The following is a 25,527-nucleotide window of genomic DNA, read 5'->3' on the forward strand; positions in this document are numbered from 1 at the left end:
CTGACCGCAATGTCATTAAACTATAACAGAAAGCATAAAAAAGATAAATTCATATAAAAAAGAGGGGTAGAACATGTCTAAAATTATTGGTATTGACTTAGGTACAACAAACTCAGCTGTTGCAGTTCTTGAAGGAACTGAATCAAAAATCATTGCAAACCCAGAAGGTAACCGTACAACTCCATCAGTTGTTTCATTCAAAAATGGTGAAATCATTGTTGGTGATGCTGCAAAACGTCAAGCAGTAACTAACCCAGATACAGTAATCTCTATCAAATCTAAAATGGGTACTTCTGAAAAAGTATCTGCAAACGGTAAAGAATACACTCCACAAGAAATCTCAGCAATGATTCTTCAATACCTTAAAGGTTACGCTGAAGATTACCTTGGTGAAAAAGTAACAAAAGCTGTTATCACAGTTCCTGCATACTTCAACGATGCTCAACGTCAAGCAACTAAAGACGCTGGTAAAATCGCTGGTCTTGAAGTAGAACGTATCGTTAACGAACCAACTGCAGCTGCACTTGCTTACGGTCTTGATAAAACTGATAAAGATGAAAAAATCTTGGTATTTGACCTTGGTGGTGGTACATTCGACGTATCTATCCTTGAACTTGGTGATGGTGTCTTTGACGTACTTGCTACAGCAGGTGATAACAAACTTGGTGGTGATGACTTCGACCAAAAAATTATTGATTGGTTAGTTGCTGACTTCAAGAACGAAAACGGAATTGACCTTAGCCAAGATAAAATGGCCCTTCAACGTTTGAAAGATGCTGCTGAAAAAGCTAAAAAAGATCTTTCAGGTGTTACTCAAACACAAATCTCACTTCCATTCATCACTGCAGGAGCTGCTGGACCTCTTCACTTGGAAACAAGCCTTTCACGTGCTAAATTCGATGATTTGACTCGTGACCTTGTTGAACGTACTAAAACTCCAGTTCGTCAAGCTCTTTCAGATGCAGGTCTTTCAATCTCTGAAATCGACGAAGTTATCCTTGTTGGTGGTTCAACTCGTATCCCTGCCGTTGTAGAAGCTGTTAAAGCTGAAACTGGCAAAGAACCAAACAAATCAGTTAACCCTGATGAAGTAGTTGCTATGGGTGCTGCTATCCAAGGTGGTGTTATCACTGGTGATGTTAAAGATGTCGTACTTCTTGACGTTACTCCATTGTCACTTGGTATCGAAACTATGGGTGGTGTATTTACAAAACTTATCGACCGTAACACTACTATCCCAACTTCTAAATCACAAGTCTTCTCAACAGCTGCTGATAACCAACCAGCTGTAGATATCCACGTTCTTCAAGGTGAACGTCCAATGGCTGCTGATAACAAAACTCTTGGTCGTTTCCAATTGACTGATATCCCAGCTGCACCTCGTGGTATCCCTCAAATCGAAGTAACGTTTGATATTGATAAAAACGGTATCGTATCTGTTAAAGCTAAAGACCTTGGTACTCAAAAAGAACAACACATCGTTATCCAATCTAACTCAGGTTTGACTGATGAAGAAATTGAAAAAATGATGAAAGATGCAGAAGCTAACGCAGAAGCTGATGCTAAACGTAAAGAAGAAGTTGATCTTCGTAACGAAGTTGACCAAGCTATCTTTGCAACAGAAAAAACAATCAAAGAAACTGAAGGTAAAGGTTTTGATACAGAACGTGATGCTGCTCAAGCTGCTCTTGATGAATTGAAAGCTGCTCAAGAAGCTAACAATCTTGAAGATATGAAAGCTAAACTTGAAGCTCTTAACGAAAAAGCTCAAGCTCTTGCAGTTAAAATGTACGAACAAGCTGCCGCAGCACAACAAGCAGCACAAGGTGCTGATGGTGCTCAATCAGCTGATTCATCAAACAACAATGGTGATGACGTTGTTGACGGTGAATTCACTGAAAAATAATTGAGTCTTCTAGACAGATTTACATTGGGTTTGAAACTCAGTATGTTGAAAATATAAATCTAAATGCAGAGGTTGCAACCCAGCCTCTGCTTTTGGGTAGAATGCTGATTAATTTGGAGCTCAGAATGAAAAAAGTTGCTTGTGTGATTTACCCGAACTTTTCATTGTATGAAATAGTTGATTTGACCAGTAGTTTAGTATTGCAATATGGTATTAAAGTCGATTATATTTCTTCTAACAAAGAAAGTGTGATTTCTGAAGATGGTTTGATTTGTCAGGCGACAAAGACATTTGATGAAGTTAATCTAGATGATTATTCGTGTGTTGTTTTACCAGGAATGTCAGATTTTACTTCTGCGTTGAAAGATAATACTTTGATTCAGTTTTTAAAACAACTAAAAGGGAAATCAATACTAGTTGCGGCTATATCGTCAGCGCCGATTCTATTATCGAAGGCTGGATTATTGGAGAATACTACTTTTACTGGTGGTATATGGCAAAATTTCTTCGGGTATTTTGACTTTCTTTCTAGAGAAAATTTCATTCCAAAGGCGATTCATCAGGATAAAAACATTGTTACAGCTATTGGTTTCGCACATCAGGAATTTGCTAAGAAAATATTAGCTAATTTAGGATTGTGTGATGATGTAGAATTGGTTGATAAGCCCTCAGAAAATTTGATTTTCAATATGTCAGACGAAGATTTTGCAGAATTTAAGTCTTGCTTTGAACATATTTGATGAGTTTCAAGAATCTAAATTTATAGCAGCATTTCAACATTGCCCTATGGCTGATTTTAAAGTGCTAAATTTTGTCAGAATAAGAAATAATTAAGGTATTTAATATGAACAATACAGAATTTTACGATCGTTTGGGTGTTTCTAAAGACGCTTCGCAAGCTGAAATCAAAAAAGCTTACCGCAAAATGTCTAAAAAATATCACCCAGATATTAATAAAGAACCTGGTGCGGAAGAACAGTACAAAAAGGTTCAAGAAGCCTATGAAACGCTAGGTGATGAGCAAAAACGTGCAGCTTACGACCAATACGGACCTGCTGGAGCTAACGGTGGCTTTAATGGCGGAGCTGGTGGTTTTGGCGGTTTTGATGGAGCTGGATTCGGTGGATTTGAAGATATCTTCTCAAGCTTCTTTGGTGGCGGCGGCGGAATGCGTAATCCAAACGCACCTCGTCAAGGGGATGACCTTCAATACCGTGTCAATTTGACATTTGAAGAAGCTGTCTTTGGTGTTGAAAAAGAAGTAGCTTACAACCGAGAATCAACATGTTCAACTTGTCATGGCTCAGGTGCTAAACCAGGAACTAGCCCTGTAACATGTAGCCGTTGTCATGGTTCAGGTGTGATTAATGTTGATACACAAACACCACTTGGTATGATGCGTCGTCAAGTGACATGTGATGTCTGTCACGGTACAGGTAAAGAAATCAAAGAACCATGTCACACATGTCATGGAACAGGACACGAAAAGAAAACACACAAAGTGTCTGTTAAAATTCCGGCTGGTGTTGAAACTGGTCAACAAATTCGCTTGCAAGGTCAAGGTGAAGCCGGCTTTAACGGTGGACCTTATGGTGACCTCTTTGTTATCATCAATGTTTTACCAAGTAATAAATTTGAACGTAATGGTTCAACAATTTACTACACAATGAATATCAGCTTTGTTCAAGCAGCTCTTGGTGACACTGTCGAAGTACCAACTGTCCATGGTGATGTTGAAATGACAATTCCAGCTGGTACTCAAACTGGTAAGACTTTCCGACTCCGTGGTAAAGGTGCTCCAAAATTACGTGGTGGTGGTCAAGGTGACCAACACGTTACGGTTAATATTGTGACACCAACAAAACTTAACGATGCACAAGTTGAAGCTCTTAAACAATTTGCACAAGCAGGTGGCGACAAAGTTGGAAATCCTAAGAAAAAAGGTTTCTTCAACAAAGTTAAAGACGCCTTTGATGGTGAATAATTGAAAACTAAAAAGAGATTGGAATCTATTTTCCGGTCTCTTTTTTTATAGAAGGGGAGATTATGAAAGAATACTTTATTGACGACCAAAATGCTTATATGCGCTATCAAGATTTTCCAGGTGAAAGTAGTCCAATTTTATTTATACATGGTTTAGGGTGTGCAGGGTCTTTTGACTACGGAGAAGTTGTTTCTCAGGAGTGTTTAAAAGATCATCGTTGCATACTTATTGATTTGTTGGGAGCAGGTTACAGTGATAAGCCGGAAGACTTTGATTATCGTGTCAGTTCTCATGCTGCTTATTTGAAATCTTTTGTTGAATCATTAGAATTGACAAATCTTACGATTTTTGGGCATAGCTTAGGTGGACCAATTGCTATTGAATTAGCCAAGCTTTGTCTAGATAGAGTTGAATATTTAATTTTAAGTGAACCTAATTTAGATCCGAGTACTTTTGGAAGCTCAAGTTTTGAAATTGCAAGCTTTTCAGAAAAAGAATTCATTGATTTCGGATTTTGTAAAGTATTAGCAGAAAGCAAAAATTCAGGTAATAGTATGTGGGCAGTAACTTTGGCACAGTGGTCACCTTATGCAGTTCATCGAATGTCTGTCAATGCTGTTCAGGGTGGAAAAACATCTTGGCGCCAGATGTTATATGATTTGAATTTACCTAAAACAGTGATTTTTGGAAGAAAATCATTGCCAGATAATGACTATACAAGTTTAGCAGAGGCAGGCGTGTCTTTGAGAGTTGTTGAGGATGCAGGGCACTCGATGGCTTGGGAGAATCCTTTTGGGCTTGCTCAAGCAATTGTGGCTGGTTTGAAAGATTAATAGTATGCAGAGGTTGGAGTCTATTTTCCAATCTCTGTTTTTATGTTAAAATCTGTACGGGGACAGTCTGTTCTAAATTTTCTGGAAAGTCCTCTAGGAAGATGATAAAATACACACATGGTAAGATATAAAGCAACAATTTCATATGATGGTAGGCTTTTTGCCGGTTTTCAGCGTCAGCCGAGTGAGCGTTCGGTTCAGGAAGAGCTTGAAAAGACCTTACAGAGGCTAAATAGTGGTCAGCCTGTTAAAGTTCACGGTGCAGGTCGTACAGATTCTGGGGTTCATGCTTATGGGCAAGTGGTTCACTTTGATTTGCCGCAGGCGCGTGATGTGGAGAAATTGCGTTTTGGTTTGGATACACAATCTCCAGAAGATATTGATGTGGTGAAGGTTGAACAAGTCAGTGACGACTTTCATTCACGTTATAATAAGCATAGTAAAACTTATGAGTTTTTAGTTGATGCTGGTCGTCCTAAGAATCCAATGATGCGCCATTATGCGACACATTATCCTTATCCACTAGATTTAGCTTTGATGCAGGAGGCTATTCAGGATTTGGTAGGAACTCATGATTTTACAGGTTTTACAGCTTCAGGTACATCTGTTGAAAATAAAGTTCGCACGATTACACGAGCAACGGTTGATATTGACGAAAAAACAGGCTTCTTTGTCTTTACCTTCAGTGGAAATGGTTTTCTTTATAAACAAGTCCGCAATATGGTGGGGACTTTACTGAAAATTGGAAATGGTCGTATGCCAGTTAGTCAGATTAAGACGGTGTTAGCGTCTAAAAATCGTGATTTGGCTGGACCTACGGTAGCAGGTAATGGGCTTTATTTGAAGGAGATTATTTATGACGAATAAGTACATTTTGGCAATTTCTGGCAATGATATTTTTAGTGGTGGTGGGCTTTATGCTGATTTAGCAACCTACACAACTAATCATTTGCATGGCTTTTTAGCAGTGACTTGTTTAACAGCTTTGACAGACAAAGGTTTTGAAGTTTTTGCGACAGATGACGAGGTGTTTGATCATCAATTAAACAGCTTAAAAGATGTTCCTTTTTCAGGAATTAAATTAGGTTTGTTGCCTAATGTTAGACTGGCTGATAAGGCACTTGAATTTGTTAAAGAGCATAAAGAAATTCCGATTGTACTTGATCCGGTTTTAGTTTGTAAAGAAAAACATGATGTGGAAGTTTCAGCTCTGCGTGACGAGCTTTTGAAATTTTTCCCTTATGTGACGATTATTACTCCTAATTTGGTTGAAGCGGAGCTATTGACCCAAATGACTATCAAGACTTTGGACGATATGAAGGCAGCTGCTAAGCGATTAGTTGACTTGGGTGCCAAAAATGTGGTCATCAAAGGTGGCAATCGTTTGAGCAAAGAAAAAGCTATTGATGTCTTTTATGATGGCAAAGATTATGAAGTGTTTGAAACAGCTGTGCTTGATACCAATAATATTGGTGCAGGTTGTACCTTTGCGTCAAGTATTGCGAGTCAATTAGTTCTTGGAAAATCAGCTAAGGCAGCTGTTGCGGTATCAAAAGAGTTTGTTTACCAAGCTATCCGCCATTCAGATAAATATGGAGTGAAACAAAATTATGACGAAAAATAAGACACGCGATTTAACAGTAATGGCGGTTTTGACGGCGCTTTGCGTTGTGCTTGCCTATATACACATTCCAACGCCAACAGGTTATTTAACCCTTCTTGATGTTGGGATTTATTTCACAGCTTTCTATTTAGGGTCTAAGTCAGGAGCTGTTGTGGGTGGTTTATCAGGCTTTTTGATTGACCTTTTGTTGGGCTATCCACAGTATATGTTTCATAGTTTGATTGCCCACGGTGCACAAGGATTTTTTGCTGGTTGGACAGAGAAAAAACGTATTTTGGGATTAGTTTTTGCAAGTATTTCAATGGTTGCTTGGTACTTCTTAGCGGCATTACTTTTAGGATATGGTTGGGGTGCTGCTTGGGCTAGTATTCCAGGAAACTTACTCCAAAATATTTTTGGCATGTTTGCAGGTTATTTGATTTTTCTATCGTTTGAAAAAGGAATTAACAAAAAATAGATTAGTAAACCAGGGAGGCATAAGATGGATTTAGAAGCATTAGCAAAAGAAACACGAGCAATTGTTGTTGATATTGTGGAACGCTCAGCCATTAAAAAAGGACAAATTTTTGTGCTTGGTTTATCTTCTAGCGAAGTAGCAGGTGGCTTGATTGGAAAAAATAGCAGCGCAGAAATTGGTGAAGTGATTGTAAAAACCATTCTCGATGAACTTAATGAGCGCGGTATTTATCTAGCTGTTCAGGGATGTGAACATTTGAATCGTGCTTTGACAGTTGAACGTGAATTAGCTGAAAAGAAAGATTTAGAAATCGTCAACGTTATTCCAAATCTGCACGCTGGTGGTAGTGGTCAAGTGGCTGCTTTTAAATTCATGAGCGACCCTGTTGAGGTAGAAGAAATTGTGGCACACGCAGGGCTTGATATCGGTGATACTTTTATCGGTATGCATGTCAAGCGCGTGCAAGTTCCTCTTGTTCCAGTTCAACGTGAACTTGGAGGCGCTCACGTCACAGCGCTTGCTAGCCGACCAAAACTTATCGGTGGTGCGCGTGCGACTTACACAGCAGACCCAATCCGTAAATTTTAAACAATTATAAAAAGGCTGAAGTGCTGAACTTCAACCTTTTTTGCTTATTTAGAAAGTGTCGGATTAGCATACATTGTTGGCAAATGAATATCGTTTTCCAAGAGGGCTTCTTGGTAAAGGCGATAGAAGTTTGAGTAAATGTAGCTTTGTTTACCGTTTTGAACGAAAATATCAATTCGGAAAACAAGTTGAGCAGTGCTATTAGTGCGTGGACCAAGAATTGTCGGACTACCAACGATTTCAGGGAAACTTGGTAATTGTTCTTGGTTAACGGTTTTGATGATATTGGCTACTTTCTCAAGGTCAGTGTGAGCGTAGATTGGAATATCAATCTGAACACGCATATCACCACGAGATTTATTTGAAACAACAGTGATATTACGGTTAGGAATGAAATGCAAGGTTCCGTCAAAACCACGAATTTGTGTTGTACGGATACCAACGCTTGAGATGTTTCCTTCGACAGCTCCGATAACAACTGAGTCACCGACTTCGAATTGATTTTCAAGCAAGATGAAGAAACCATTGACGACATCAGTCAAGAAACCTTGTGCCCCAAGACCAAGGGCAACCCCAGCAAGTCCAGCACCTGCAAGAAGACTTGAAACAGGAACACCTAGAATGCTTAACACCCAGTAGATAAAGAAAAAGTAGAGGGTGTAATTCATAATATTGTGGAGCAGTTTCGTGATGGTTTTTTGACGTGCTTCAGTTTGACGTGAGAGTGCGATTGATTTTGCAACAGCATGTGTGAAAATGAAATTAACAACTCTTTTAGCAATGAGAAAAAGCACAAGAAGCAGGATAAGAGACACTGTTTTTGAGATAAGGTCAATAGCAATCTCTTCCACCTGAAGTTGTTCGATATATTTTGAAATAATGTTCATACCCATAGTTTATTAAAAAAATACTTTGCAAGCAAGTTTTTATTAATTTGATTTGTTGGCACAAAGTAATAATAGCTAAAACTGCTGAAAGGATAAGAAAAAACTTAGCCTCTAAAACCCTTGATATAACACTATTCTTTGACAAAAAAGCCTGAAATATGTTAAACTAAACTGTATATAAAATTTTAAGGAGAAATGACTTCATGTCTGTATCATTTGAAAACAAAGCTACTAACCGTGGCGTGATTACATTCACAATCGGTCAAGATAAAATCAAACCAGCTCTTGATCAAGCATTCAACAAAGTTAAGAAAAATTTGAACGCACCTGGCTTCCGTAAAGGTCACATGCCACGTGCCGTATTTAACCAACAATTTGGTGAAGAAGCACTTTACGAAGATGCATTGAACGCACTTCTTCCAGCAGCTTACCAAGCAGCAGTTGCTGAACTTAGCCTTGATGTTGTTGCACAACCAAAAATTGATATCCAATCAATGGAAAAAGGTCAAGAATGGACTTTGACTGCTGAAGTTGTTACAAAACCAGAAGTTAAACTTGGTGACTACAAAAACCTTGAAGTATCAGTAGAAGCTTCTAAAGAAGTAACTGACGCTGAAGTTGACGAAAAAGTTGAACGCGAACGCAACAACCTTGCTGAACTTATCGTTAAAGAAGGTGCAGCAGAACTTGGTGATACAGTTGTTATCGACTTTGTAGGTTCAGTTGACGGTGTTGAATTTGACGGTGGTAAAGGTGAAAACTTCTCACTTGAACTTGGTTCAGGTCAATTCATCCCTGGTTTCGAAGACCAATTAGTTGGTGCTAAAGCTGGTGAAACTGTAGAAGTTAACGTAACATTCCCAGAACAATACCAAGCTGAAGATCTTGCTGGTAAAGATGCTAAATTCGTTACAACTGTACACGAAGTTAAAGCTAAAGAAGTTCCAGCTCTTGATGACGAACTTGCTAAAGACATCGACGAAGAAGTTGAAACTCTTGACGAATTGAAAGCTAAATACCGTAAAGAACTTGAATCAGCTAAAGAAATCGCATTTGACGATGCTGTTGAAGGTGCTGCGCTTGAATTGGCTGTTGCAAACGCTGAAATCGTTGAATTGCCAGAAGAAATGGTTCACGACGAAGTTCACCGCGCTATGAACGAATTCATGGGTAACATGCAACGTCAAGGTATCTCTCCAGAAATGTACTTCCAATTGACTGGTACAACTGAAGAAGACCTTCACAAACAATACGAAACTGACGCTGACAAACGTGTTAAAACTAACCTTGTTATCGAAGCTATCGCTAAAGCAGAAGGATTCGAAGCTTCTGACGAAGAAATCGAAAAAGAAATCAACGACCTTGCTTCAGAATACAACATGGAAGTTGAACAAGTACGTAACCTTCTTTCAGCAGACATGCTTAAACACGACATCGCTATGAAGAAAGCTGTTGAAGTGGTAACAAGCACTGCAAAAGTAAAATAATTTATCCTTAGATAAATAGTTATAAAGTCAGGTAATCGATAGATTACTTGGCTTTTTATGCCCTTTCTCAGAAATTCTTATAAATCTTTTGACGAATTGACAAAATTAGCGTAAAATAGAGAGTAACGAAAATTAAGATAATAGGGTTATTGTGGCTGTTTGCTCACATCCTAAGATTAATAAGGAGAATTACCTTGGAATTAGAAGTATTTGCTGGACAAGAAAAAAGCGAACTTTCAATGATTGAAGTTGCACGTGCTATTCTGGAAGAACGTGGACGCGATCATGAAATGTATTTCAGCGATCTTGTAAATGAGATCCAAAACTACCTCGAAAAATCAGACGCAGAAATTCGTGAAGCTTTACCATATTTTTACTCTGCATTAAACGTTGATGGAAGCTTTATTCCACTTGGCGACAATAAATGGGGACTTCGTTCATGGTATGCTATCGACGAAATCGACGAAGAAATCATTACACTTGAAGAAGATGAAAATGGAGCACCAAAACGTAAACGCAAACGTGTAAATGCCTTTATGGATGGTGACGAAGATGCCATCGATTATTCAGATGATGATCCAGAAGATGACGATTACTCTGCAAAATCTTCTGATATGGAATACGATGACGAAAATCCAGATGATGAAAAATCTGAAGTTGAATCATACGATTCAGAAATCAACGAAATCATTCCAGATGATGATTTGGATGAAGAAGTTGATATCAACGAAGAAGATGATGAAGATGATGATTTAGACGAAGAATAATTAGTTTAAGTGTCTAAATTTAATTTAAAAAACTAATTCATATCATTTGACAAAAGTCTCAGGATAGTTTATAGTATTATTCGGGCACCTCTTTTTTAGAGGTCGGAGAAAAGCTCCCTAACTTTTTAGGGAGCTATTTTTGTTTTCCTAAAAGTAAATGGCCATTTGCTTTTTTTCATTTATCGAATAATTTTGCTAATTATTTGATATTCTTTCGCTTTCAATTTTTCAAGCACTTATCGTTTGCTATCATTTTTTATTTTAAAGGAGTTTTATTTAATGACTAAGTATATTTTTGTTACTGGTGGTGTTGTTTCTTCTATCGGTAAGGGAATCGTTGCTGCAAGTCTTGGTCGTCTTTTGAAAAATCGTGGTCTTAAAGTGACTATCCAAAAATTTGACCCATATATTAACATTGACCCAGGTACAATGAGTCCTTATCAACACGGTGAAGTTTATGTAACAGACGATGGTGCTGAAACTGACCTTGACCTTGGTCACTACGAACGTTTCATCGACATTAACTTAAATAAATATTCTAACGTTACAACTGGTAAAATCTACAGTGAAGTTCTTCGTAAAGAACGTAAAGGTGAATACCTTGGAGCAACTGTCCAAGTTATTCCACACATCACTGATGCGTTGAAAGAAAAAATCAAACGTGCTGCAACAACTACTGACTCTGATGTTATCATCACAGAAGTTGGTGGTACTGTTGGGGATATCGAAAGTCTTCCATTCCTTGAAGCGCTTCGCCAAATGAAAGCAGATGTTGGTGCTGATAACGTTATGTACATCCACACAACACTTCTTCCATATCTTAAAGCTGCTGGTGAAATGAAAACTAAACCAACACAACACTCAGTTAAAGAATTGCGTGGACTTGGTATTCAACCAAATATGTTGGTTATCCGTACCGAAAAACCAGCTGGTCAGAGCATTAAAAATAAATTGGCACAATTCTGTGACGTTGCTCCAGAAGCTGTTATTGAGTCACTTGACGTGGATCACATTTACCAAATTCCACTTAACATGCAAGCTCAAAACATGGACCAAATCGTTTGTGATCACTTGAAACTTGATGTACCAAAAGCTGATATGTCAGAATGGTCAGCAATGGTTGATAAGATCATGAACCTTAAAAAATCAACTAAAATTGCTCTTGTTGGTAAATATGTTGAATTGCCAGATGCATACCTTTCAGTTGTTGAAGCACTTAAACACTCAGGTTACGTTAACGATGCAGCAATTGACCTTAAATGGGTTAACGCTAACGATCTTAACGCTGATAACGTTGAAGAAGTGCTTGGTGATGCTGATGGTATCATCGTTCCTGGTGGATTCGGTCAACGTGGTACAGAAGGTAAAATCGAAGCTATCCGTTATGCGCGTGAAAAAGATGTGCCAATGCTAGGTATCTGTCTTGGTATGCAATTGACATGTGTGGAATTTGCTCGCCACGTCTTGAACATGGAAGGTGCAAACTCTGCTGAGCTTGATCCAGACACTAAATACCCAATCATCGACATCATGCGTGACCAAATCGACATCGAAGACATGGGTGGAACACTTCGTCTTGGACTTTACCCATGTAAATTGAAACCAGGTTCACGTGCAGCGCAAGCTTACAACAACCAAGAAGTTGTTCAACGCCGTCACCGTCACCGTTACGAATTTAACACTAAATTCCGTGAACAATTTGAAGCTGCTGGTTTCGTCTTCTCAGGTGTGTCACCAGATAACCGCTTGATGGAAGTTGTTGAATTGCCAGAGAAAAAATTCTTCGTGGCTGCTCAATATCACCCAGAACTTCAAAGCCGTCCAAACCGTCCAGAAGAGCTTTACACAGCGTTTGTGACTGCGGCAATTGAAAATAAAAACAGTAAATAATAGTAGAAATACGTGAAAAAAAGCACCTTTTTAAGCCTTTCTAAGGTTTAGAAGGTGTTTTTTTATGTAATGGTATTGTTACATAGGAAGTCTTCACATTTTGATAAAAAATAGTATAATAGTGAGCATGAGAAAAATGAGAATAAGGAAACGTAGTATTTTGTTATGGATGATTGCTCTAGTGTTTATAGCAAGTGTCGGGGCAAGTTTTTATTTCTTTCATGTTGCTCAGGTTCGTGAAGATAAATCGTTTATTAACAATAAACCACGTCCCAAAGATAGTAGTTTATATGCTTATGAACAAAGTTTTGATCAGTTAAGCAAAGAAACACGTTGGATGACTAATCAAGGCCTTAAACAGGACGCTTGGTATGTTCCTGCAGCAACTGAAACAAATAAAACAGCAATCGTTGTTCACGGTTTTACAAGTGAAAAAGAAGACATGAAGCCTTATGCTTGGATGTTCCATGAACTTGGATATAATGTCCTGATGCCAGATAACATGTCACACGGTGATAGTGAAGGTCAAATCATTGGTTATGGTTGGAATGATCGCCTAAACATCGTAAAATGGGCTCAACTATTAGCAGAAGAAAATTCAGATTGTCAAATCACCTTATTTGGTGTTTCGATGGGTGGAGCTACTGTCATGATGGCTTCAGGTGAAGAGACACTACCAAAACAAGTGGTTAATATTGTTGAAGACTGTGGTTATAGCAGCGTTTGGGATGAATTAAAATATCAAGCAAAAGCAATGTATAATTTGCCAGCCTTTCCAATTCTTTATGAGGTTTCTGCAGTATCAAAAGTTCGAGCAGGTTTCTCTTATGGACAAGCCAGCTGTGTGAAACAATTAAAAAACAATACGCGCCCAATTCTTTTTATCCATGGTAGCGAAGATAGGTTCGTTCCAACAAGCATGGTTTATAAAAATTATCGTGCAACCAATAGTGAGAAAGACCTTTATATAGCTAAGGGTGCAGCGCATGCCAAATCTTTTGAAAGTGATCCTAAAACATACATTGAAAAAATTTCAGCTTTTTTGCAAAAAAATTGAAAAATAGTGTTGACAGAAATGTGAATGGCTGATATAATTATTTATGTTGTTAAGGAACAGCGGAAATGGCGGAATTGGCAGACGCGCAGGACTAAGGATCCTGTGATCGCTTTAGATCGTGAGGGTTCAAGTCCCTCTTTCCGCAGAGTGACAAGCCAGAGAGTGCTTGTCTTTTTTTGTGCTCAGAGGTCATTGAGTGAAAACAGAAATGAAAGCAGTGAGAAAGTTTGAAAAGACTTTCTTTTTTACACTGCTTTTTTCACAGAAAATTAATCAAATTGTAAGTAACGCTAGCAATCTTATTTATTTTGTGATAGAATGTACATATAAAAAGGGTATATCCCAAAAAATAAATAGGAGGCCTATATAATGGCAATCGTTTCAGCGGAAAAATTTATCAAAGCTGCCCGTGAAAACGGATATGCGGTTGGTGGATTTAACACAAACAACCTTGAATGGACTCAAGCAATCTTGCGTGCAGCAGAAGCTAAAAAAGCTCCAATTCTTATCCAAACTTCTATGGGTGCTGCAAAATACATGGGTGGTTACAAACTTTGTAAAACACTTATCGAAAACCTTGTAGAATCAATGGGTATCACTGTACCAGTTGCTATTCACCTTGACCACGGTCACTTTGAAGATGCATTGGAATGTATCGAAGTTGGTTACACTTCAGTTATGTTCGACGGTTCACACCTTCCACTTGAAGAAAACCTTGAAAAAGCTAAAGAAGTTGTAGCTAAAGCTCACGCTAAAGGCGTTTCAGTTGAAGCTGAAGTTGGTACTATCGGTGGTGAAGAAGACGGTATCGTTGGTGGCGGTGAATTGGCACCAATCGAAGATGCTAAAGCTATGGTTGCTACAGGAATCGACTTCCTTGCAGCAGGTATCGGTAACATCCACGGTCCTTACCCAGCTAACTGGCAAGGTCTTCACCTTGACCACCTTGAAAAATTGACTGCTGCTGTTCCAGGATTCCCAATCGTATTGCACGGTGGTTCAGGTATCCCTGATGATCAAATCAAAGCAGCTATCAAACTTGGTGTAGCTAAAGTTAACGTTAACACTGAATGCCAAATCGCATTCGCTAAAGCTACTCGTAAATTTGTTGCTGAATACGAAGCAAACGAAGAAGAATACGATAAGAAAAAACTCTTCGACCCACGTAAATTCTTGAAACCAGGTTTCGAAGCTATTACTGAAGCTGTTGAAGAACGTATCGACGTATTTGGTTCAGCTAACAAAGCTTAATCAGACTTCGTTTCGTTAAAAAAACTTCCCTTTTGGGAAGTTTTTTTATGCTTTTAAAAATTTTTTGAGTAAACTTAGCTCTTTTGTTGACAATTATTTAGTGAGTGCTATAATGAACCTGTTAGCCGATTTAGCTCAGTCGGTAGAGCAACGCACTCGTAACGCGTAGGTCGTAGGTTCAATTCCTGCAATCGGCAGAAGAGGTAAAAGGTCCCGATTTTGGGGCTTTTTATGTTATGATATTTTTGAGAGTTTAAACAGTTTCAGAAAATAGTAGGGCATTTTCTAAAAGTTTTTTAATGATTATTGGCCAAAAAGCTTGCTAAAATAGGCCCAATATGTTATCATTTTATGGTATGTGGTGTAAAACACCTATAATCTAAGTAGGAGGACGCAGATAAAATGGCTAAAGTTTGTTATTTCACAGGTCGTAAGACTGTATCAGGAAACAACCGTTCACACTCAATGAACAAAACTAAACGTGCAGTTAAACCAAATCTTCAAAAAGTTACTATTCTTGTAGATGGAAAACCTAAAAAAGTTTGGGCATCAGCTCGTGCGCTTAAATCTGGTAAAGTTGAACGCGTATAAAATAAAAGCCGAAAGGCTTTTTTCTTTGTTTTGTAGCCGTTAATTTTCCATAATTTTTTACAATACGGCTAATATATGGTAAAATAAACTGATAAAAACTTTTGAGGTAGTAAATATGACTGTGAAAATTAATACAAAAGATGGCCAAATTGAGTTATCTGACGACGTAATTGCAACTGTTGTTGGTGGTTCAGCAACAGAAATTTTTGGTGTTGTTGGTATGGCAAGTAAAAGTGCTCTTAAGGATAATTTTCAAGCGCTTCTGCGTAAAGAAAACTACGCAAAAGGTGTTGTTGTCAAATCAACAGAAAGTGGTATTTCAGTCGATGTTTACACTGTGATGTCATACGGTGTGAAAATTTCTGAAGTATCTAAGAACATTCAGGAACGTGTCAAGTTCAACCTCGAAAATCAACTTGGCCTTTCAGCAGACATGGTGAATGTTTACGTACAAAATATTAAAGTTGTAGGAGAAGATTAGTGTCAAATATTACAACAAGTTTATTCCAAGAAATGGTTCAAGCTGCTAGCACCCGTCTTGGAAATCAAGCAGAATATGTAAACTCCCTTAATGTTTTCCCTGTACCAGATGGTGATACAGGAACAAACATGGGAATGACAATTGAAAATGGTGCCAAAGAAGTTGCAGACAAACCTGCATCTACTGTTGGAGAAGTTGGACAAATCCTTTCAAAAGGTCTTTTGATGGGTGCACGTGGTAACTCAGGTGTTATTACATCTCAATTATTCCGTGGATTCGGTCAAGCAATCAAAGATAAAGAAGAATTGACTGGTAAAGACCTTGCACATGCCTTCCAATCAGGTGTTGAAGTTGCTTACAAAGCTGTTATGAAACCTGTTGAAGGTACTATTTTGACTGTTTCTCGTGGTGCTGCAACTGCTGCGCTTAAAAAAGCTGAAGAAACTGATGATGCTGTTGAAGTTATGCGTGCTGCACTTGATGGTGCAAAAGGCGCTTTGGCTAAAACACCAGAAATGCTTCCTGTTTTGAAAGAAGTTGGTGTTGTCGATTCAGGTGGTCAAGGTTTGGTCTTCATCTATGAAGGTTTCCTTGCTGCTTTGACTGGTGAATATATCGCTTCTGAAGATTTCAAAGCAACTCCAGCTGTTATGACAGAAATGATTAACGCTGAACACCACAAATCTGTAGCTGAACACGTTGCAACTGAAGATATCAAGTACGGTTATTGTACTGAAATCATGGTTGCTCTAAAACAAGGTCCTACTTACGTTAAAGAATTTAACTACGATGAGTTTCAAGGCTTTTTGAGTGGTTTAGGTGATTCTCTTATCTTAGTAAACGACGATGAAATTGCTAAAGTTCACGTCCACACAGAAGACCCAGGATTGGTCCTTCAAGAAGGTCTTAAATACGGTGCTCTTAAAAAAGTTAAAGTTGATAACATGCGTAACCAGCACGATGCTGTTCTTGAAAAAGATCAAGCTCAATCAGCAGCTGCTAGCCAAGAAGCAAAAGATTTCGCAATCGTTGCGGTATGTGCTGGTGATGGATTAGCTGACATCTTCAAATCACAAGGTGTTGACTACGTTATCTCAGGTGGCCAAACAATGAACCCATCTACAGAAGACATCTTGAAAGCTATTGATGCTGTTAACGCTAAAAATGTTATCATTTTGCCAAATAACAAAAACATCTTCATGGCTGCTCAATCAGCAGCAGAAGTGTCTGAAGTCCCAGCTGCAGTTGTTGAAACACGTACTGTACCTCAAGGATTTACAAGCTTGTTAGCCTTCAATCCAACTCAATCATTGGAAGAAAACGTTGAAGCTATGACTGCAAGCCTTTCAGATGTTGTTAGTGGTAGCGTAACACTTGCTGTTCGTGATACTTCAATTGATGGTCTTGAAATCCACCAAGATGACAACCTAGGTATGGTTGATGGTAAAATCGTGGTTTCAAACCCAGACATGACAACTACTTTGAAAGAAACATTCGCTAAAATGATTGACGAAGATAGCGAAATTATCACTATCTACGTTGGTGAAGATGGAAGCCAAGAATTGGCAGAAGAAATGGCTGATTACTTAGAATCGACTTACGAAGATGTAGAAGTTGAAATTCACGAAGGTAAACAACCAGTTTATCCATACTTGATGAGTGTTGAATAATTTCTTATTTAATATTTTAATATAAAAGATAGAAGAAAGCATTTCGGTGCTTTCTTTTTTTATGTAAAAAATTTTCTTTTCTCCATAAAAGGCGTCAATTCAATATCTAATAGAAAGAAAATTGTTAACTAACAAAATTTTCTGAAAATTGTCTTGACTTTATTTTTTAAAGTGTTAACATGGTGTGTAAGATTTAATTGATAGGAGAAAACAGATGAGAAGTGACATGATTAAGGTAGGTGTGGATAAAGCACCAGCCCGTGGTCTTCTTTATGCAACCGGGCAAGTAAAATCTGCTAAAGACATGCAAAAACCATTTATCGCAATTTGTAATTCTTACATTGATATTGTTCCTGGACATGTTCATTTGCGTGAATTGGCAGATGTCGCCAAGGAAGCTATCCGTGAAATGGGTGGTATTCCTTTTGAATTCAATACCATTGGGGTAGACGACGGAATTGCTATGGGGCATATTGGAATGCGTTATAGTCTTCCATCACGTGAAATCATTGCGGATGCTGCTGAAACAGTTATCAATGCGCACTGGTTTGACGGTGTTTTCTACATTCCTAACTGTGATAAAATTACGCCAGGTATGATTTTAGCTGCACTTCGTACCAATGTTCCTGCAGTCTTTTGTTCAGGTGGTCCGATGAAGGGCGGTATTGATATGACAGGTCACCAAGCAACTTTGTCAAGCCTTTTTGAAGCTGTCGGAACTTATCAAGCTGGTGATATGTCTAAGAAAGAATTGGATTATTTGGAACAAAATGCTTGTCCAACATGTGGTTCATGTGCAGGGATGTTTACAGCTAATTCTATGAACTCTCTTATGGAAGTGCTAGGCCTTGCTCTTCCTGGAAATGGTACTGTTCTTGCGGTATCTGATCAACGTCGTGAATTGGTTCGTCAAGCAGCCAAACATTTGATGGATAATGTTAAAAATAACTTACGTCCAAGAGATATCATCACTAAAGAAGCTATTGATGATGCTTTTGCTCTTGATATGGCTATGGGTGGTTCTACCAATACCGTTCTTCATACGCTTGCTATCGCACGTGAAGCGGGTATCGATTATAATTTAACAGATATCAATGAAATTGCTAAGAAGACGCCATATTTGTCTAAAATTGCACCATCAAGTGTTTATACTATGCACGATGTCCAAGAAGCAGGTGGTATCTCAGCTATTATTAATCAATTGATTAAAAAAGGTACTATCAAGGGTGATCGTATTACAGTTACTGGTAAGACTTTGAAAGAAAATGTAGCTGGTGCAGAAATTAAGAATGAAGAAATCATTCACCCAATTGAACATCCAATTTCTCCAGTGGGTGGTTTGTCAGTTCTTTACGGTAATATCGCACAAGATGGAGCTGTTATTAAAGTTGGTGGTGTTGACCCTTCTGTTAAAATATTCCGTGGTAAAGCGATTTGCTGTGATTCACAAGATGAAGCACTTGAATTGATTGACAATGGTACTGTTAAAAAAGGCCATGTTGTTGTTATTCGTTACGAAGGTCCTCAAGGTGGTCCAGGTATGCCAGAAATGCTCGCACCAACTTCTAAAATCGTTGGACGTGGGCTTGGTAAAGATGTTGCCTTGATTACTGATGGTCGTTTCTCAGGGGCTACTCGTGGGATTGCTATTGGTCACGTGTCACCAGAAGCTGCAGAAGGAGGTAACATTGCCCTTATTGAAGATGGCGATGAAATTTATATTGATTTAACAAATCGAACAATTGATTTGCTTGTGGATGATGCCACATTAGAAGAACGTCGTAAACATTTGAAACCATTTAAGTCAAAAATTTCAAGCGGTTGGTTACGTCGTTACACAGCTTTTGCGTCATCAGCAAACTTTGGTGGTTCAATGATGACTCAAGAAGAGTTTGAAGAACGTAAAGCAGAACGTGAAAAACAAGAAAATAAATAAGGCAGATTAAATATTTTTGAAAGTGTTCAAAATATTTGTTCACTTTCTCTTGCTTTATTTTTTTTAAATGTTATTATAGTAACAAGCTGTTAGAATTTTTAGATAATTCGGAATTTACATGAAAAGGAGGACTTTGTGAAACAGATTAGATTAAAAGAATCCAAGAATGGATCGGAATTATTATTGGAAACCTTGGCTAGTCTGGGGATTGATACGATTTTTGGCTACCCAGGTGGAGCCGTTCTGCCACTGTATGATGCGATTTATAACTTTGATGGTATTCGTCATATTTTGGCTCGTCATGAGCAAGGTGCCCTTCATGAAGCCGAAGGTTATGCTAAATCAACTGGTAAACTTGGCGTTGCTATTGTAACAAGTGGTCCTGGTGCAACGAACGCCATTACTGGTATTGCAGATGGTATGAGTGATAGTGTTCCAATGCTTATCTTTACCGGTCAAGTCGGAATGTCTGGTATTGGTAAAGATGCTTTCCAAGAAGCTGATATTATCGGTATCACAATGCCAATCACGAAATACAATTATCAGATTCGTGATGTTGCAGATGTGCCACGCATTGTGACAGAAGCTGTTCATATTGCAACAACAGGTCGACCTGGTCCAGTTGTTATTGACCTTCCGAAAAATATTTCGGCTGCTAAAACAACAGTTTATAATGATCCTACTGTTGATCTTCCAAGTTACCAACCAACCTTGGAACCAAATGCTTTGCAGGTCAAGAAAATTTTGACTCAGTTGAAAAAGGCAAAACGTCCGCTGATTATCGCTGGTGGTGGTGTCAACTACTCAGGTGCTTCTAAGGAGTTAATTGCTTTTGCAGAACGCTATAACATTCCTGTTGTTTCAACCTTACTGAGTTTGGGTGTTATGCCAATTAGTCATCCCCTTTCTCTGGGGATGGGTGGCATGCATGGTTCATATGCGTCAAATATGGCTTTGACACAATGTGACTTTATGATTAACTTCGGGTCGCGTTTTGCAGATCGTTTGACTGGTAATCCAGCTACTTTTGCTAAAAAAGCAGTGGTTGCTCATGTGGATATTGATCCTGCGGAAATCGGAAAAGTCGTCAAGACACAAATTCCAATCGTTGGTGATGCCAAGCGTACACTACAGATTCTTCTGGAAGAAGATGAAGTTAAAACACGTCACGATGATTGGACTGAATCAGTTCTTGCTAATAAAGCAAAAGCTCCATTTAGTTATGACTTTGATGAAACAGTTATCAAACCACAACATGCCATTGCTACAATTGGTAAAGTAACAGATGGCGACGCTATCGTGGTTACAGACGTCGGCCAACACCAAATGTGGGCAGCTCAATTTTATCCATATAAAAATGAGCGCCAATTGATTACATCTGGTGGTCTTGGAACAATGGGATTCGGAATTCCAGCTGCTATCGGTGCTAAGTTAGCGAATCCAGATAAAGAAGTTATTCTCTTTGTCGGTGATGGCGGTTTCCAAATGACAAACCAAGAGTTAGCTTTGCTAAATGGTTATGGTGTTCCGATTAAAGTGGTTCTGATTAACAACCACTCACTTGGTATGGTTCGTCAATGGCAAGAATCTTTCTACGATGAACATCGCAGTGAGTCAACTTTTGATGATGAGCCAAACTTCCAAATGATGGCAGAAGCCTATGGCATTGCTCACCACAAATTTACTGATCCGAAAACATTGGAAGAAGACTTGAAAGTCATCACTGAGAATAAACCAATGTTGATCGAAGTTGCGATTTCTAATCGTGAACATGTTTATCCAATGGTTCCATCAGGTAAATCAAATAGTGAAATGTTGGGGGTGAAGTTTAATGCGTAGAATGTTGACAGCAAAGCTTCAAAATTCAACAGGTGTTCTTAATCGTTTCACAGGCGTCCTCTCACGCCGACAGGTTAACATTGAGTCTATTTCCGTTGGACAAACAATGGAAGACAATGTCTCTCGAATTACGATTATTATCGATGTTGAGAGTTTGGAAGAAGTTGAACAAATCATCAAACAATTGAACCGTTTGATTGATGTGCTTCGCGTTCGTGATATTACGGATATTCCACACTTGGAACGTGAAGTGATTTTAGTTAAATTGACAGCACCAACAAGCAAACGTGCCGAGATTTTAGCGGTTATTCAACCGTTTCGTGCAAGTGTTGTTGACGTAGCACCAAAATCAATTACTATTCAGGTAACTGGTGATGGTGATAAAATCGATGCTTTGCTTCGTGTTGTCAAACCTTATGGTATTCAGAATCTTGCCCGCACAGGTGCGACAGGATTCTCAAGAGATTTTTCTTGTTAAACAATTAATTTAGTTAACAGTTGCCTGGCCAGGCAGTTAAAATAAAAATAGAAAAGAGATATTTATTATGGCAGTAACAATGGAATACGAAAAAGACGTAAAAGTAGCAGCTCTTGATGGTAAAAAAATTGCCGTTATTGGTTATGGATCACAAGGTCATGCTCATGCTCAAAACTTGCGTGACTCAGGTCACGATGTTATCATTGGGGTTCGCCATGGTAAATCATTCGATAAAGCAAAAGAAGATGGATTTGATACTTATGAAGTAGCAGAAGCAACAAAACTTGCTGATGTTATCATGGTATTGGCTCCTGATGAAATCCAAGCTAAACTTTATGCTGAAGAAATTGCTCCAAACCTTGAAGCTGGTAACGCTCTTGGATTTGCACATGGTTTCAATATCCGTTTTGGATACATTAAAGCTCCAGAAACAGTAGATGTCTTCATGTGTGCTCCTAAAGGACCAGGTCACCTTGTTCGTCGTACTTACACAGAAGGATTTGGTGTACCAGCACTTTACGCTGTTTACCAAGATGCTACTGGTAATGCTAAAGACATCGCAATGGATTGGTCTAAAGGTATCGGTGCTGCACGTGTTGGACTTCTTGAAACAACATTTAAAGAAGAAACTGAAGAAGACCTCTTTGGTGAACAAGCAGTACTTTGTGGTGGTTTAACTGCTCTTATCGAAGCTGGTTTTGAAGTTCTTACTGAAGCTGGCTATGCTCCAGAATTGGCTTACTTTGAAGTTCTTCATGAAATGAAACTTATCGTTGACCTTATCTACGAAGGTGGATTCAAGAAAATGCGTCAATCAATTTCAAATACAGCTGAATTTGGTGACTACGTATCTGGACCACGTGTTATCACTAAAGATGTTAAAGAAAATATGAAAGCTGTTCTTGCTGATATCCAATCAGGTAAATTCGCTGAAGACTTTGTTAACGACTACCAAGCAGGTCGTCCAAAACTTGAAGCATACCGTAAAGAAGCTGCAGCTCTTGAAATTGAAAAAGTGGGTGCTGAACTTCGTAAAGCAATGCCTTTTGTTAACCAAAACGATGACGATGCATTCAAAATTTATAACTAATTTTTGAAGAAATCCACTTATAAAAGGCCGATGTTTGTCATCGGTTTTTTATCTATTAATCAGCAATTTGTCATATAAAATATTTAGATATTAGAAGAGGTAGTTTATGATCTTAGCTAAGGATGTTGTTGACGCCTATGACGTCTTGAAAGATGTTGTTGAGCGTACACCCCTAGATTTTGACCGCTATTTGTCGGAAAAATATGGTGCAACTGTTTATCTTAAACGTGAAAACATGCAGAAGGTTCGTTCTTTCAAAATTCGTGGAGCCTACTATGCTATTCACCAATTATCAGAGGATGAAAAAAAACGTGGTGTAGTATGTGCTTCAGCTGGTAACCACGCTCAAGGTGTTGCCTTTACGTGTCATGAAATGAAGATTTCAGCAACAATTTTTATGCCAGTAACAACTCCGCAACAAAAAATTGGGCAAGTGAGATTTTTTGGTGGTCCTTATGTGACGATTAAGCTTGTTGGAGATACTTTTGATGCATCAGCTCAAGCAGCACAAGATTTTACAAAATCAGAAGGAATGACTTTTATCGATCCTTTTGATGATGAAAATGTGCAGGCTGGTCAAGGAACGGTAGCTTACGAGATTTATGAACAAGCTCAAGAAGAAGGTGTAACTTTTGATCAAATCTTTGTGCCAGTTGGTGGTGGTGGTTTGATTGCAGGAGTTGCCACATACATTAAAGATGTAGCTCCAGAAATCCAAGTAGTTGGAGTCGAAGCCTCAGGTGCTCGTAGCATGCGTGCTGCTTTTGACAAAGGTCATCCTGTTAAATTGGAAGAAATCGATAAATTTGCTGATGGGATTGCAGTGCAAAAAGTTGGTGAAAAAACTTTTGAAGTTGCTCGTAAACATGTGGATAAATTAGTTGGTGTTGATGAAGGCTTGATTTCTGAAACACTTATCGACATGTATTCAAAACAAGGGATTATTGCTGAGCCTGCGGGAGCTTCTTCAATTGCAGCTCTTGAAGTGATGAAAGATGAGATTAAAGGGAAAACTGTCGTTTGTATCATTTCTGGTGGTAATAATGATATCAATCGTATGCAAGAGATGGAAGAACGTGCCCTTATCTATGATGGAGTGAAACATTATTTTGTGGTTAACTTCCCACAACGTCCAGGTGCCCTACGTGAATTTGTCAACAACATTCTTGGTCCAAACGATGACATTACACGTTTTGAGTACATTAAACGTGCGAATAAAGGCACAGGCCCTGTTCTCATCGGTATTACACTAGGTGATAAAAATGACTACAATGATTTTATTGATCGTTTGTCTGGTTTTGATCCTTCATACATCAATTTACACGGGAATGAAAGCCTTTATAATCTATTAGTTTGATGCTAAAGTAAACTTCTGTTCTCTCTTAAAATTATTATTATATTGACAAGCAAGCCTAGTTGAACCTTACAGTTTGACTAGGTTTTTGCTTTATTTTTGCTTGACTTTTTAGAAAAATGAAATATAATTGTATTAATTGATAGGTACAAGGGGATCTTATGAATACAGTGTGGTTTATTATTTTTTGTTCTTTTATTACTATCGGATGTGCAATTTCTAGTAGTAAAAAGAAATAATTTTAAAGGAGATTTATCATGATTTTAATTGTTTTAGCTATTTTTCTTATCATTATTTTGAGTGTTGTTGCTAGCACGCTTTATGTGGTACGTCAACAAACTGTTGTTATTATCGAACGTTTTGGGAAATACCAAACAACATCTGGTAGTGGGATTCATGTTCGTTTACCATTTGGTATTGATAAAATTGCTGCGCGAATTCAATTACGTTTGTTGCAATCTGAAATTGTTGTGGAAACTAAGACTAAAGATAATGTTTTTGTAACCTTAAATGTTGCCACACAATACCGTGTGAATGAACAAAATGTGACAGATGCTTATTACAAACTCATGCGTCCTGAAGCTCAAATCAAATCATACATCGAAGATGCTCTTCGTTCATCTGTTCCAAAATTGACTTTGGATGAATTATTTGAGAAAAAAGATGAAATTGCTCTTGAAGTGCAACACCAAGTGGCTGAAGAAATGTCAACTTACGGCTACATTATTGTTAAAACATTGATTACTAAAGTTGAGCCTGATGCTGAAGTTAAACAATCAATGAATGAAATCAATGCTGCGCAACGTAAACGTGTAGCGGCTCAAGAATTAGCTAATGCGGATAAAATTAAAATTGTAACAGCTGCAGAAGCTGAAGCTGAAAAAGATCGCCTTCATGGTGTTGGTATTGCCCAACAACGTAAAGCGATTGTCGATGGTCTAGCTGAGTCAATTCAAGAATTAAAAGATGCCAATGTAGGCATGACTGAAGAACAAATCATGTCTATTCTATTGACTAACCAATATCTTGATACCTTAAATACATTTGCGGCTAAGGGCAATCAAACATTGTTCTTGCCAAATCATCCAGAAGGTATTGAAGATATTCGTACACAAATTTTGTCATCATTGAAAGCTAAATAGTTAAAACTAAAAAAGTCCCTATTGCAGACGGAAGGAATTGCAATAGGGACTTTTTGTCTGGCATTTTGTTAGGGATTGAAATAGGAGTTACATGTTTCTTTTATACCGTTTATATTCATGGATTATTTTCAGAGCACGTTTCCGTGTTTTGATATTGGGACTTTTAAGTCTGCGATATGCAGATGCTAAATCATTTTTTTCAGCCATACCAACCT

At 38.2% G+C, this 25,527-nt stretch carries 24 protein-coding genes and 2 tRNA genes; 24 read left to right on the forward strand and 2 right to left on the reverse strand.

Annotated elements, in window-relative coordinates:
• The first annotated feature begins 73 nt into the window (after positions 1-73).
• The 8 genes from dnaK (at position 74) to GPZ88_RS05995 (ending at position 7,392) form a co-directional block, all read left to right on the forward strand.
• Positions 74-1,906, forward strand: a complete 1,833-nt coding sequence (gene dnaK, locus GPZ88_RS05960; protein WP_074965557.1) for a molecular chaperone DnaK — start codon at positions 74-76, stop codon at positions 1,904-1,906.
• Positions 1,907-2,031: 125 nt separating this feature from the next.
• Entirely contained in the window at positions 2,032-2,646 is a 615-nt protein-coding gene (locus GPZ88_RS05965; RefSeq protein WP_021141638.1) for a DJ-1/PfpI family protein, read from the forward strand.
• Between the two features lie 104 nt (positions 2,647-2,750).
• Positions 2,751-3,890, forward strand: coding sequence for a molecular chaperone DnaJ (gene dnaJ / locus GPZ88_RS05970; RefSeq protein ID WP_157327670.1), 1,140 nt, complete (start codon positions 2,751-2,753; stop codon positions 3,888-3,890).
• A 62-nt stretch (positions 3,891-3,952) separates the two neighbouring features.
• On the forward strand, positions 3,953-4,723 hold the full coding sequence (locus GPZ88_RS05975; RefSeq protein WP_166043703.1) for an alpha/beta fold hydrolase: 771 nt from the start codon (positions 3,953-3,955) through the stop codon (positions 4,721-4,723).
• A 117-nt stretch (positions 4,724-4,840) separates the two neighbouring features.
• Positions 4,841-5,590 (forward strand): tRNA pseudouridine(38-40) synthase TruA, encoded by a 750-nt coding sequence (gene truA, locus GPZ88_RS05980; RefSeq protein ID WP_166043705.1) that lies wholly within the window; start codon positions 4,841-4,843, stop codon positions 5,588-5,590.
• A complete protein-coding gene (locus GPZ88_RS05985; protein WP_166043707.1) occupies positions 5,580-6,347 on the forward strand; it encodes a bifunctional hydroxymethylpyrimidine kinase/phosphomethylpyrimidine kinase in 768 nt (255 codons plus the stop codon). Before truA ends, GPZ88_RS05985 begins: the two co-directional genes overlap by 11 nt.
• Positions 6,334-6,804, forward strand: a complete 471-nt coding sequence (locus GPZ88_RS05990; protein WP_157628722.1) for an ECF transporter S component — start codon at positions 6,334-6,336, stop codon at positions 6,802-6,804. The genes GPZ88_RS05985 and GPZ88_RS05990 overlap by 14 nt, the downstream gene beginning before the upstream one ends.
• A gap of 24 nt (positions 6,805-6,828) precedes the next feature.
• Positions 6,829-7,392 (forward strand): TIGR01440 family protein, encoded by a 564-nt coding sequence (locus GPZ88_RS05995; RefSeq protein WP_074565210.1) that lies wholly within the window; start codon positions 6,829-6,831, stop codon positions 7,390-7,392.
• 44 nt (positions 7,393-7,436) lie between these two features.
• On the opposite strand, the gene GPZ88_RS06000 is transcribed toward GPZ88_RS05995, so the two are convergent.
• On the reverse strand, positions 7,437-8,279 hold the full coding sequence (locus GPZ88_RS06000; protein ID WP_074565230.1) for a mechanosensitive ion channel family protein: 843 nt from the start codon (positions 8,277-8,279) through the stop codon (positions 7,437-7,439).
• A gap of 203 nt (positions 8,280-8,482) precedes the next feature.
• Here GPZ88_RS06000 and tig point away from each other — a divergent pair, with 203 nt between their 5' ends.
• The 16 genes from tig (at position 8,483) to GPZ88_RS06080 (ending at position 25,312) form a co-directional block, all read left to right on the forward strand.
• Positions 8,483-9,766: a trigger factor gene (tig, locus tag GPZ88_RS06005; RefSeq protein ID WP_166043709.1), complete on the forward strand. Its 1,284-nt coding sequence runs from the start codon at positions 8,483-8,485 to the stop codon at positions 9,764-9,766.
• 194 nt (positions 9,767-9,960) lie between these two features.
• Positions 9,961-10,533 carry a DNA-directed RNA polymerase subunit delta gene (rpoE, locus tag GPZ88_RS06010; protein WP_039696016.1) on the forward strand — a complete coding sequence of 191 codons (573 nt, stop codon included), beginning with the start codon at positions 9,961-9,963 and terminating at the stop codon, positions 10,531-10,533.
• Between the two features lie 279 nt (positions 10,534-10,812).
• Positions 10,813-12,423, forward strand: coding sequence for a CTP synthase (locus GPZ88_RS06015; protein WP_166043711.1), 1,611 nt, complete (start codon positions 10,813-10,815; stop codon positions 12,421-12,423).
• 127 nt (positions 12,424-12,550) lie between these two features.
• Positions 12,551-13,480, forward strand: coding sequence for an alpha/beta hydrolase (locus GPZ88_RS06020; protein ID WP_074603809.1), 930 nt, complete (start codon positions 12,551-12,553; stop codon positions 13,478-13,480).
• Between the two features lie 59 nt (positions 13,481-13,539).
• A tRNA-Leu gene (locus GPZ88_RS06025) sits at positions 13,540-13,625 on the forward strand.
• A gap of 224 nt (positions 13,626-13,849) precedes the next feature.
• A complete protein-coding gene (locus GPZ88_RS06030; RefSeq protein ID WP_024344752.1) occupies positions 13,850-14,731 on the forward strand; it encodes a class II fructose-bisphosphate aldolase in 882 nt (293 codons plus the stop codon).
• Positions 14,732-14,855: 124 nt separating this feature from the next.
• Positions 14,856-14,928, forward strand: a tRNA-Thr gene (locus tag GPZ88_RS06035).
• A 205-nt stretch (positions 14,929-15,133) separates the two neighbouring features.
• The gene (gene rpmB / locus GPZ88_RS06040) at positions 15,134-15,322 is read left to right on the forward strand and encodes a 50S ribosomal protein L28 (RefSeq protein WP_021141651.1); all 189 of its coding nucleotides are present in this window, start codon (positions 15,134-15,136) and stop codon (positions 15,320-15,322) included.
• A 115-nt stretch (positions 15,323-15,437) separates the two neighbouring features.
• Positions 15,438-15,803 carry an Asp23/Gls24 family envelope stress response protein gene (locus tag GPZ88_RS06045; RefSeq protein WP_003063261.1) on the forward strand — a complete coding sequence of 122 codons (366 nt, stop codon included), beginning with the start codon at positions 15,438-15,440 and terminating at the stop codon, positions 15,801-15,803.
• Complete coding sequence (locus GPZ88_RS06050) at positions 15,803-17,473, forward strand: DAK2 domain-containing protein (RefSeq protein ID WP_039696018.1); 1,671 nt, start codon at positions 15,803-15,805, stop codon at positions 17,471-17,473. The genes GPZ88_RS06045 and GPZ88_RS06050 overlap by 1 nt, the downstream gene beginning before the upstream one ends.
• 214 nt (positions 17,474-17,687) lie before the next feature.
• Complete coding sequence (gene ilvD / locus GPZ88_RS06055) at positions 17,688-19,409, forward strand: dihydroxy-acid dehydratase (protein WP_166043713.1); 1,722 nt, start codon at positions 17,688-17,690, stop codon at positions 19,407-19,409.
• Between the two features lie 135 nt (positions 19,410-19,544).
• Positions 19,545-21,248, forward strand: a complete 1,704-nt coding sequence (locus GPZ88_RS06060) for an acetolactate synthase large subunit (protein ID WP_074603787.1) — start codon at positions 19,545-19,547, stop codon at positions 21,246-21,248.
• On the forward strand, positions 21,241-21,726 hold the full coding sequence (ilvN, locus tag GPZ88_RS06065) for an acetolactate synthase small subunit (protein WP_074565204.1): 486 nt from the start codon (positions 21,241-21,243) through the stop codon (positions 21,724-21,726). Before GPZ88_RS06060 ends, ilvN begins: the two co-directional genes overlap by 8 nt.
• Positions 21,727-21,793: 67 nt before the next feature.
• Positions 21,794-22,816, forward strand: a complete 1,023-nt coding sequence (gene ilvC / locus GPZ88_RS06070; protein WP_006530986.1) for a ketol-acid reductoisomerase — start codon at positions 21,794-21,796, stop codon at positions 22,814-22,816.
• Between the two features lie 106 nt (positions 22,817-22,922).
• Positions 22,923-24,173, forward strand: coding sequence for a threonine ammonia-lyase IlvA (ilvA, locus tag GPZ88_RS06075; protein WP_166043715.1), 1,251 nt, complete (start codon positions 22,923-22,925; stop codon positions 24,171-24,173).
• Between the two features lie 254 nt (positions 24,174-24,427).
• Positions 24,428-25,312, forward strand: coding sequence for an SPFH domain-containing protein (locus tag GPZ88_RS06080; protein ID WP_166043717.1), 885 nt, complete (start codon positions 24,428-24,430; stop codon positions 25,310-25,312).
• An 87-nt stretch (positions 25,313-25,399) separates the two neighbouring features.
• On the opposite strand, the gene GPZ88_RS06085 is transcribed toward GPZ88_RS06080, so the two are convergent.
• Positions 25,400-25,519, reverse strand: a complete 120-nt coding sequence (locus tag GPZ88_RS06085) for a putative metal homeostasis protein (protein ID WP_093816040.1) — start codon at positions 25,517-25,519, stop codon at positions 25,400-25,402.
• Between the last annotated feature and the right edge of the window lie 8 nt (positions 25,520-25,527).

The organism is Streptococcus ruminicola, assembly GCF_011387195.1.
In the GTDB taxonomy this organism is placed as follows: Bacteria; Bacillota; Bacilli; order Lactobacillales; family Streptococcaceae; genus Streptococcus; species Streptococcus ruminicola.

Excerpts from the sequence above, each read along its gene's own strand:
- GPZ88_RS06030 (WP_024344752.1), top strand. The coding sequence starts at position 13,850 with ATGGCAATCGTTTCAGCGGAAAAATTTATCAAAGCTGCCCGTGAAAAC.
- GPZ88_RS06045 (WP_003063261.1), top strand. The coding sequence starts at position 15,438 with ATGACTGTGAAAATTAATACAAAAGATGGCCAAATTGAGTTATCTGAC.
- GPZ88_RS05965 (WP_021141638.1), top strand. The coding sequence starts at position 2,032 with ATGAAAAAAGTTGCTTGTGTGATTTACCCGAACTTTTCATTGTATGAA.
- GPZ88_RS06080 (WP_166043717.1), top strand. The coding sequence starts at position 24,428 with ATGATTTTAATTGTTTTAGCTATTTTTCTTATCATTATTTTGAGTGTT.
- ilvC (WP_006530986.1), top strand. The coding sequence starts at position 21,794 with ATGGCAGTAACAATGGAATACGAAAAAGACGTAAAAGTAGCAGCTCTT.
- GPZ88_RS06015 (WP_166043711.1), top strand. The coding sequence starts at position 10,813 with ATGACTAAGTATATTTTTGTTACTGGTGGTGTTGTTTCTTCTATCGGT.
- tig (WP_166043709.1), top strand. The coding sequence starts at position 8,483 with ATGTCTGTATCATTTGAAAACAAAGCTACTAACCGTGGCGTGATTACA.
- GPZ88_RS06020 (WP_074603809.1), top strand. The coding sequence starts at position 12,551 with ATGAGAAAAATGAGAATAAGGAAACGTAGTATTTTGTTATGGATGATT.
- GPZ88_RS06085 (WP_093816040.1), bottom strand. The coding sequence starts at position 25,519 with ATGGCTGAAAAAAATGATTTAGCATCTGCATATCGCAGACTTAAAAGT.
- ilvA (WP_166043715.1), top strand. The coding sequence starts at position 22,923 with ATGATCTTAGCTAAGGATGTTGTTGACGCCTATGACGTCTTGAAAGAT.
- rpmB (WP_021141651.1), top strand. The coding sequence starts at position 15,134 with ATGGCTAAAGTTTGTTATTTCACAGGTCGTAAGACTGTATCAGGAAAC.
- GPZ88_RS06000 (WP_074565230.1), bottom strand. The coding sequence starts at position 8,279 with ATGAACATTATTTCAAAATATATCGAACAACTTCAGGTGGAAGAGATT.
- dnaK (WP_074965557.1), top strand. The coding sequence starts at position 74 with ATGTCTAAAATTATTGGTATTGACTTAGGTACAACAAACTCAGCTGTT.
- ilvD (WP_166043713.1), top strand. The coding sequence starts at position 17,688 with ATGAGAAGTGACATGATTAAGGTAGGTGTGGATAAAGCACCAGCCCGT.
- truA (WP_166043705.1), top strand. The coding sequence starts at position 4,841 with ATGGTAAGATATAAAGCAACAATTTCATATGATGGTAGGCTTTTTGCC.
- GPZ88_RS05995 (WP_074565210.1), top strand. The coding sequence starts at position 6,829 with ATGGATTTAGAAGCATTAGCAAAAGAAACACGAGCAATTGTTGTTGAT.
- ilvN (WP_074565204.1), top strand. The coding sequence starts at position 21,241 with ATGCGTAGAATGTTGACAGCAAAGCTTCAAAATTCAACAGGTGTTCTT.
- GPZ88_RS05990 (WP_157628722.1), top strand. The coding sequence starts at position 6,334 with ATGACGAAAAATAAGACACGCGATTTAACAGTAATGGCGGTTTTGACG.
- GPZ88_RS05975 (WP_166043703.1), top strand. The coding sequence starts at position 3,953 with ATGAAAGAATACTTTATTGACGACCAAAATGCTTATATGCGCTATCAA.
- dnaJ (WP_157327670.1), top strand. The coding sequence starts at position 2,751 with ATGAACAATACAGAATTTTACGATCGTTTGGGTGTTTCTAAAGACGCT.
- GPZ88_RS05985 (WP_166043707.1), top strand. The coding sequence starts at position 5,580 with ATGACGAATAAGTACATTTTGGCAATTTCTGGCAATGATATTTTTAGT.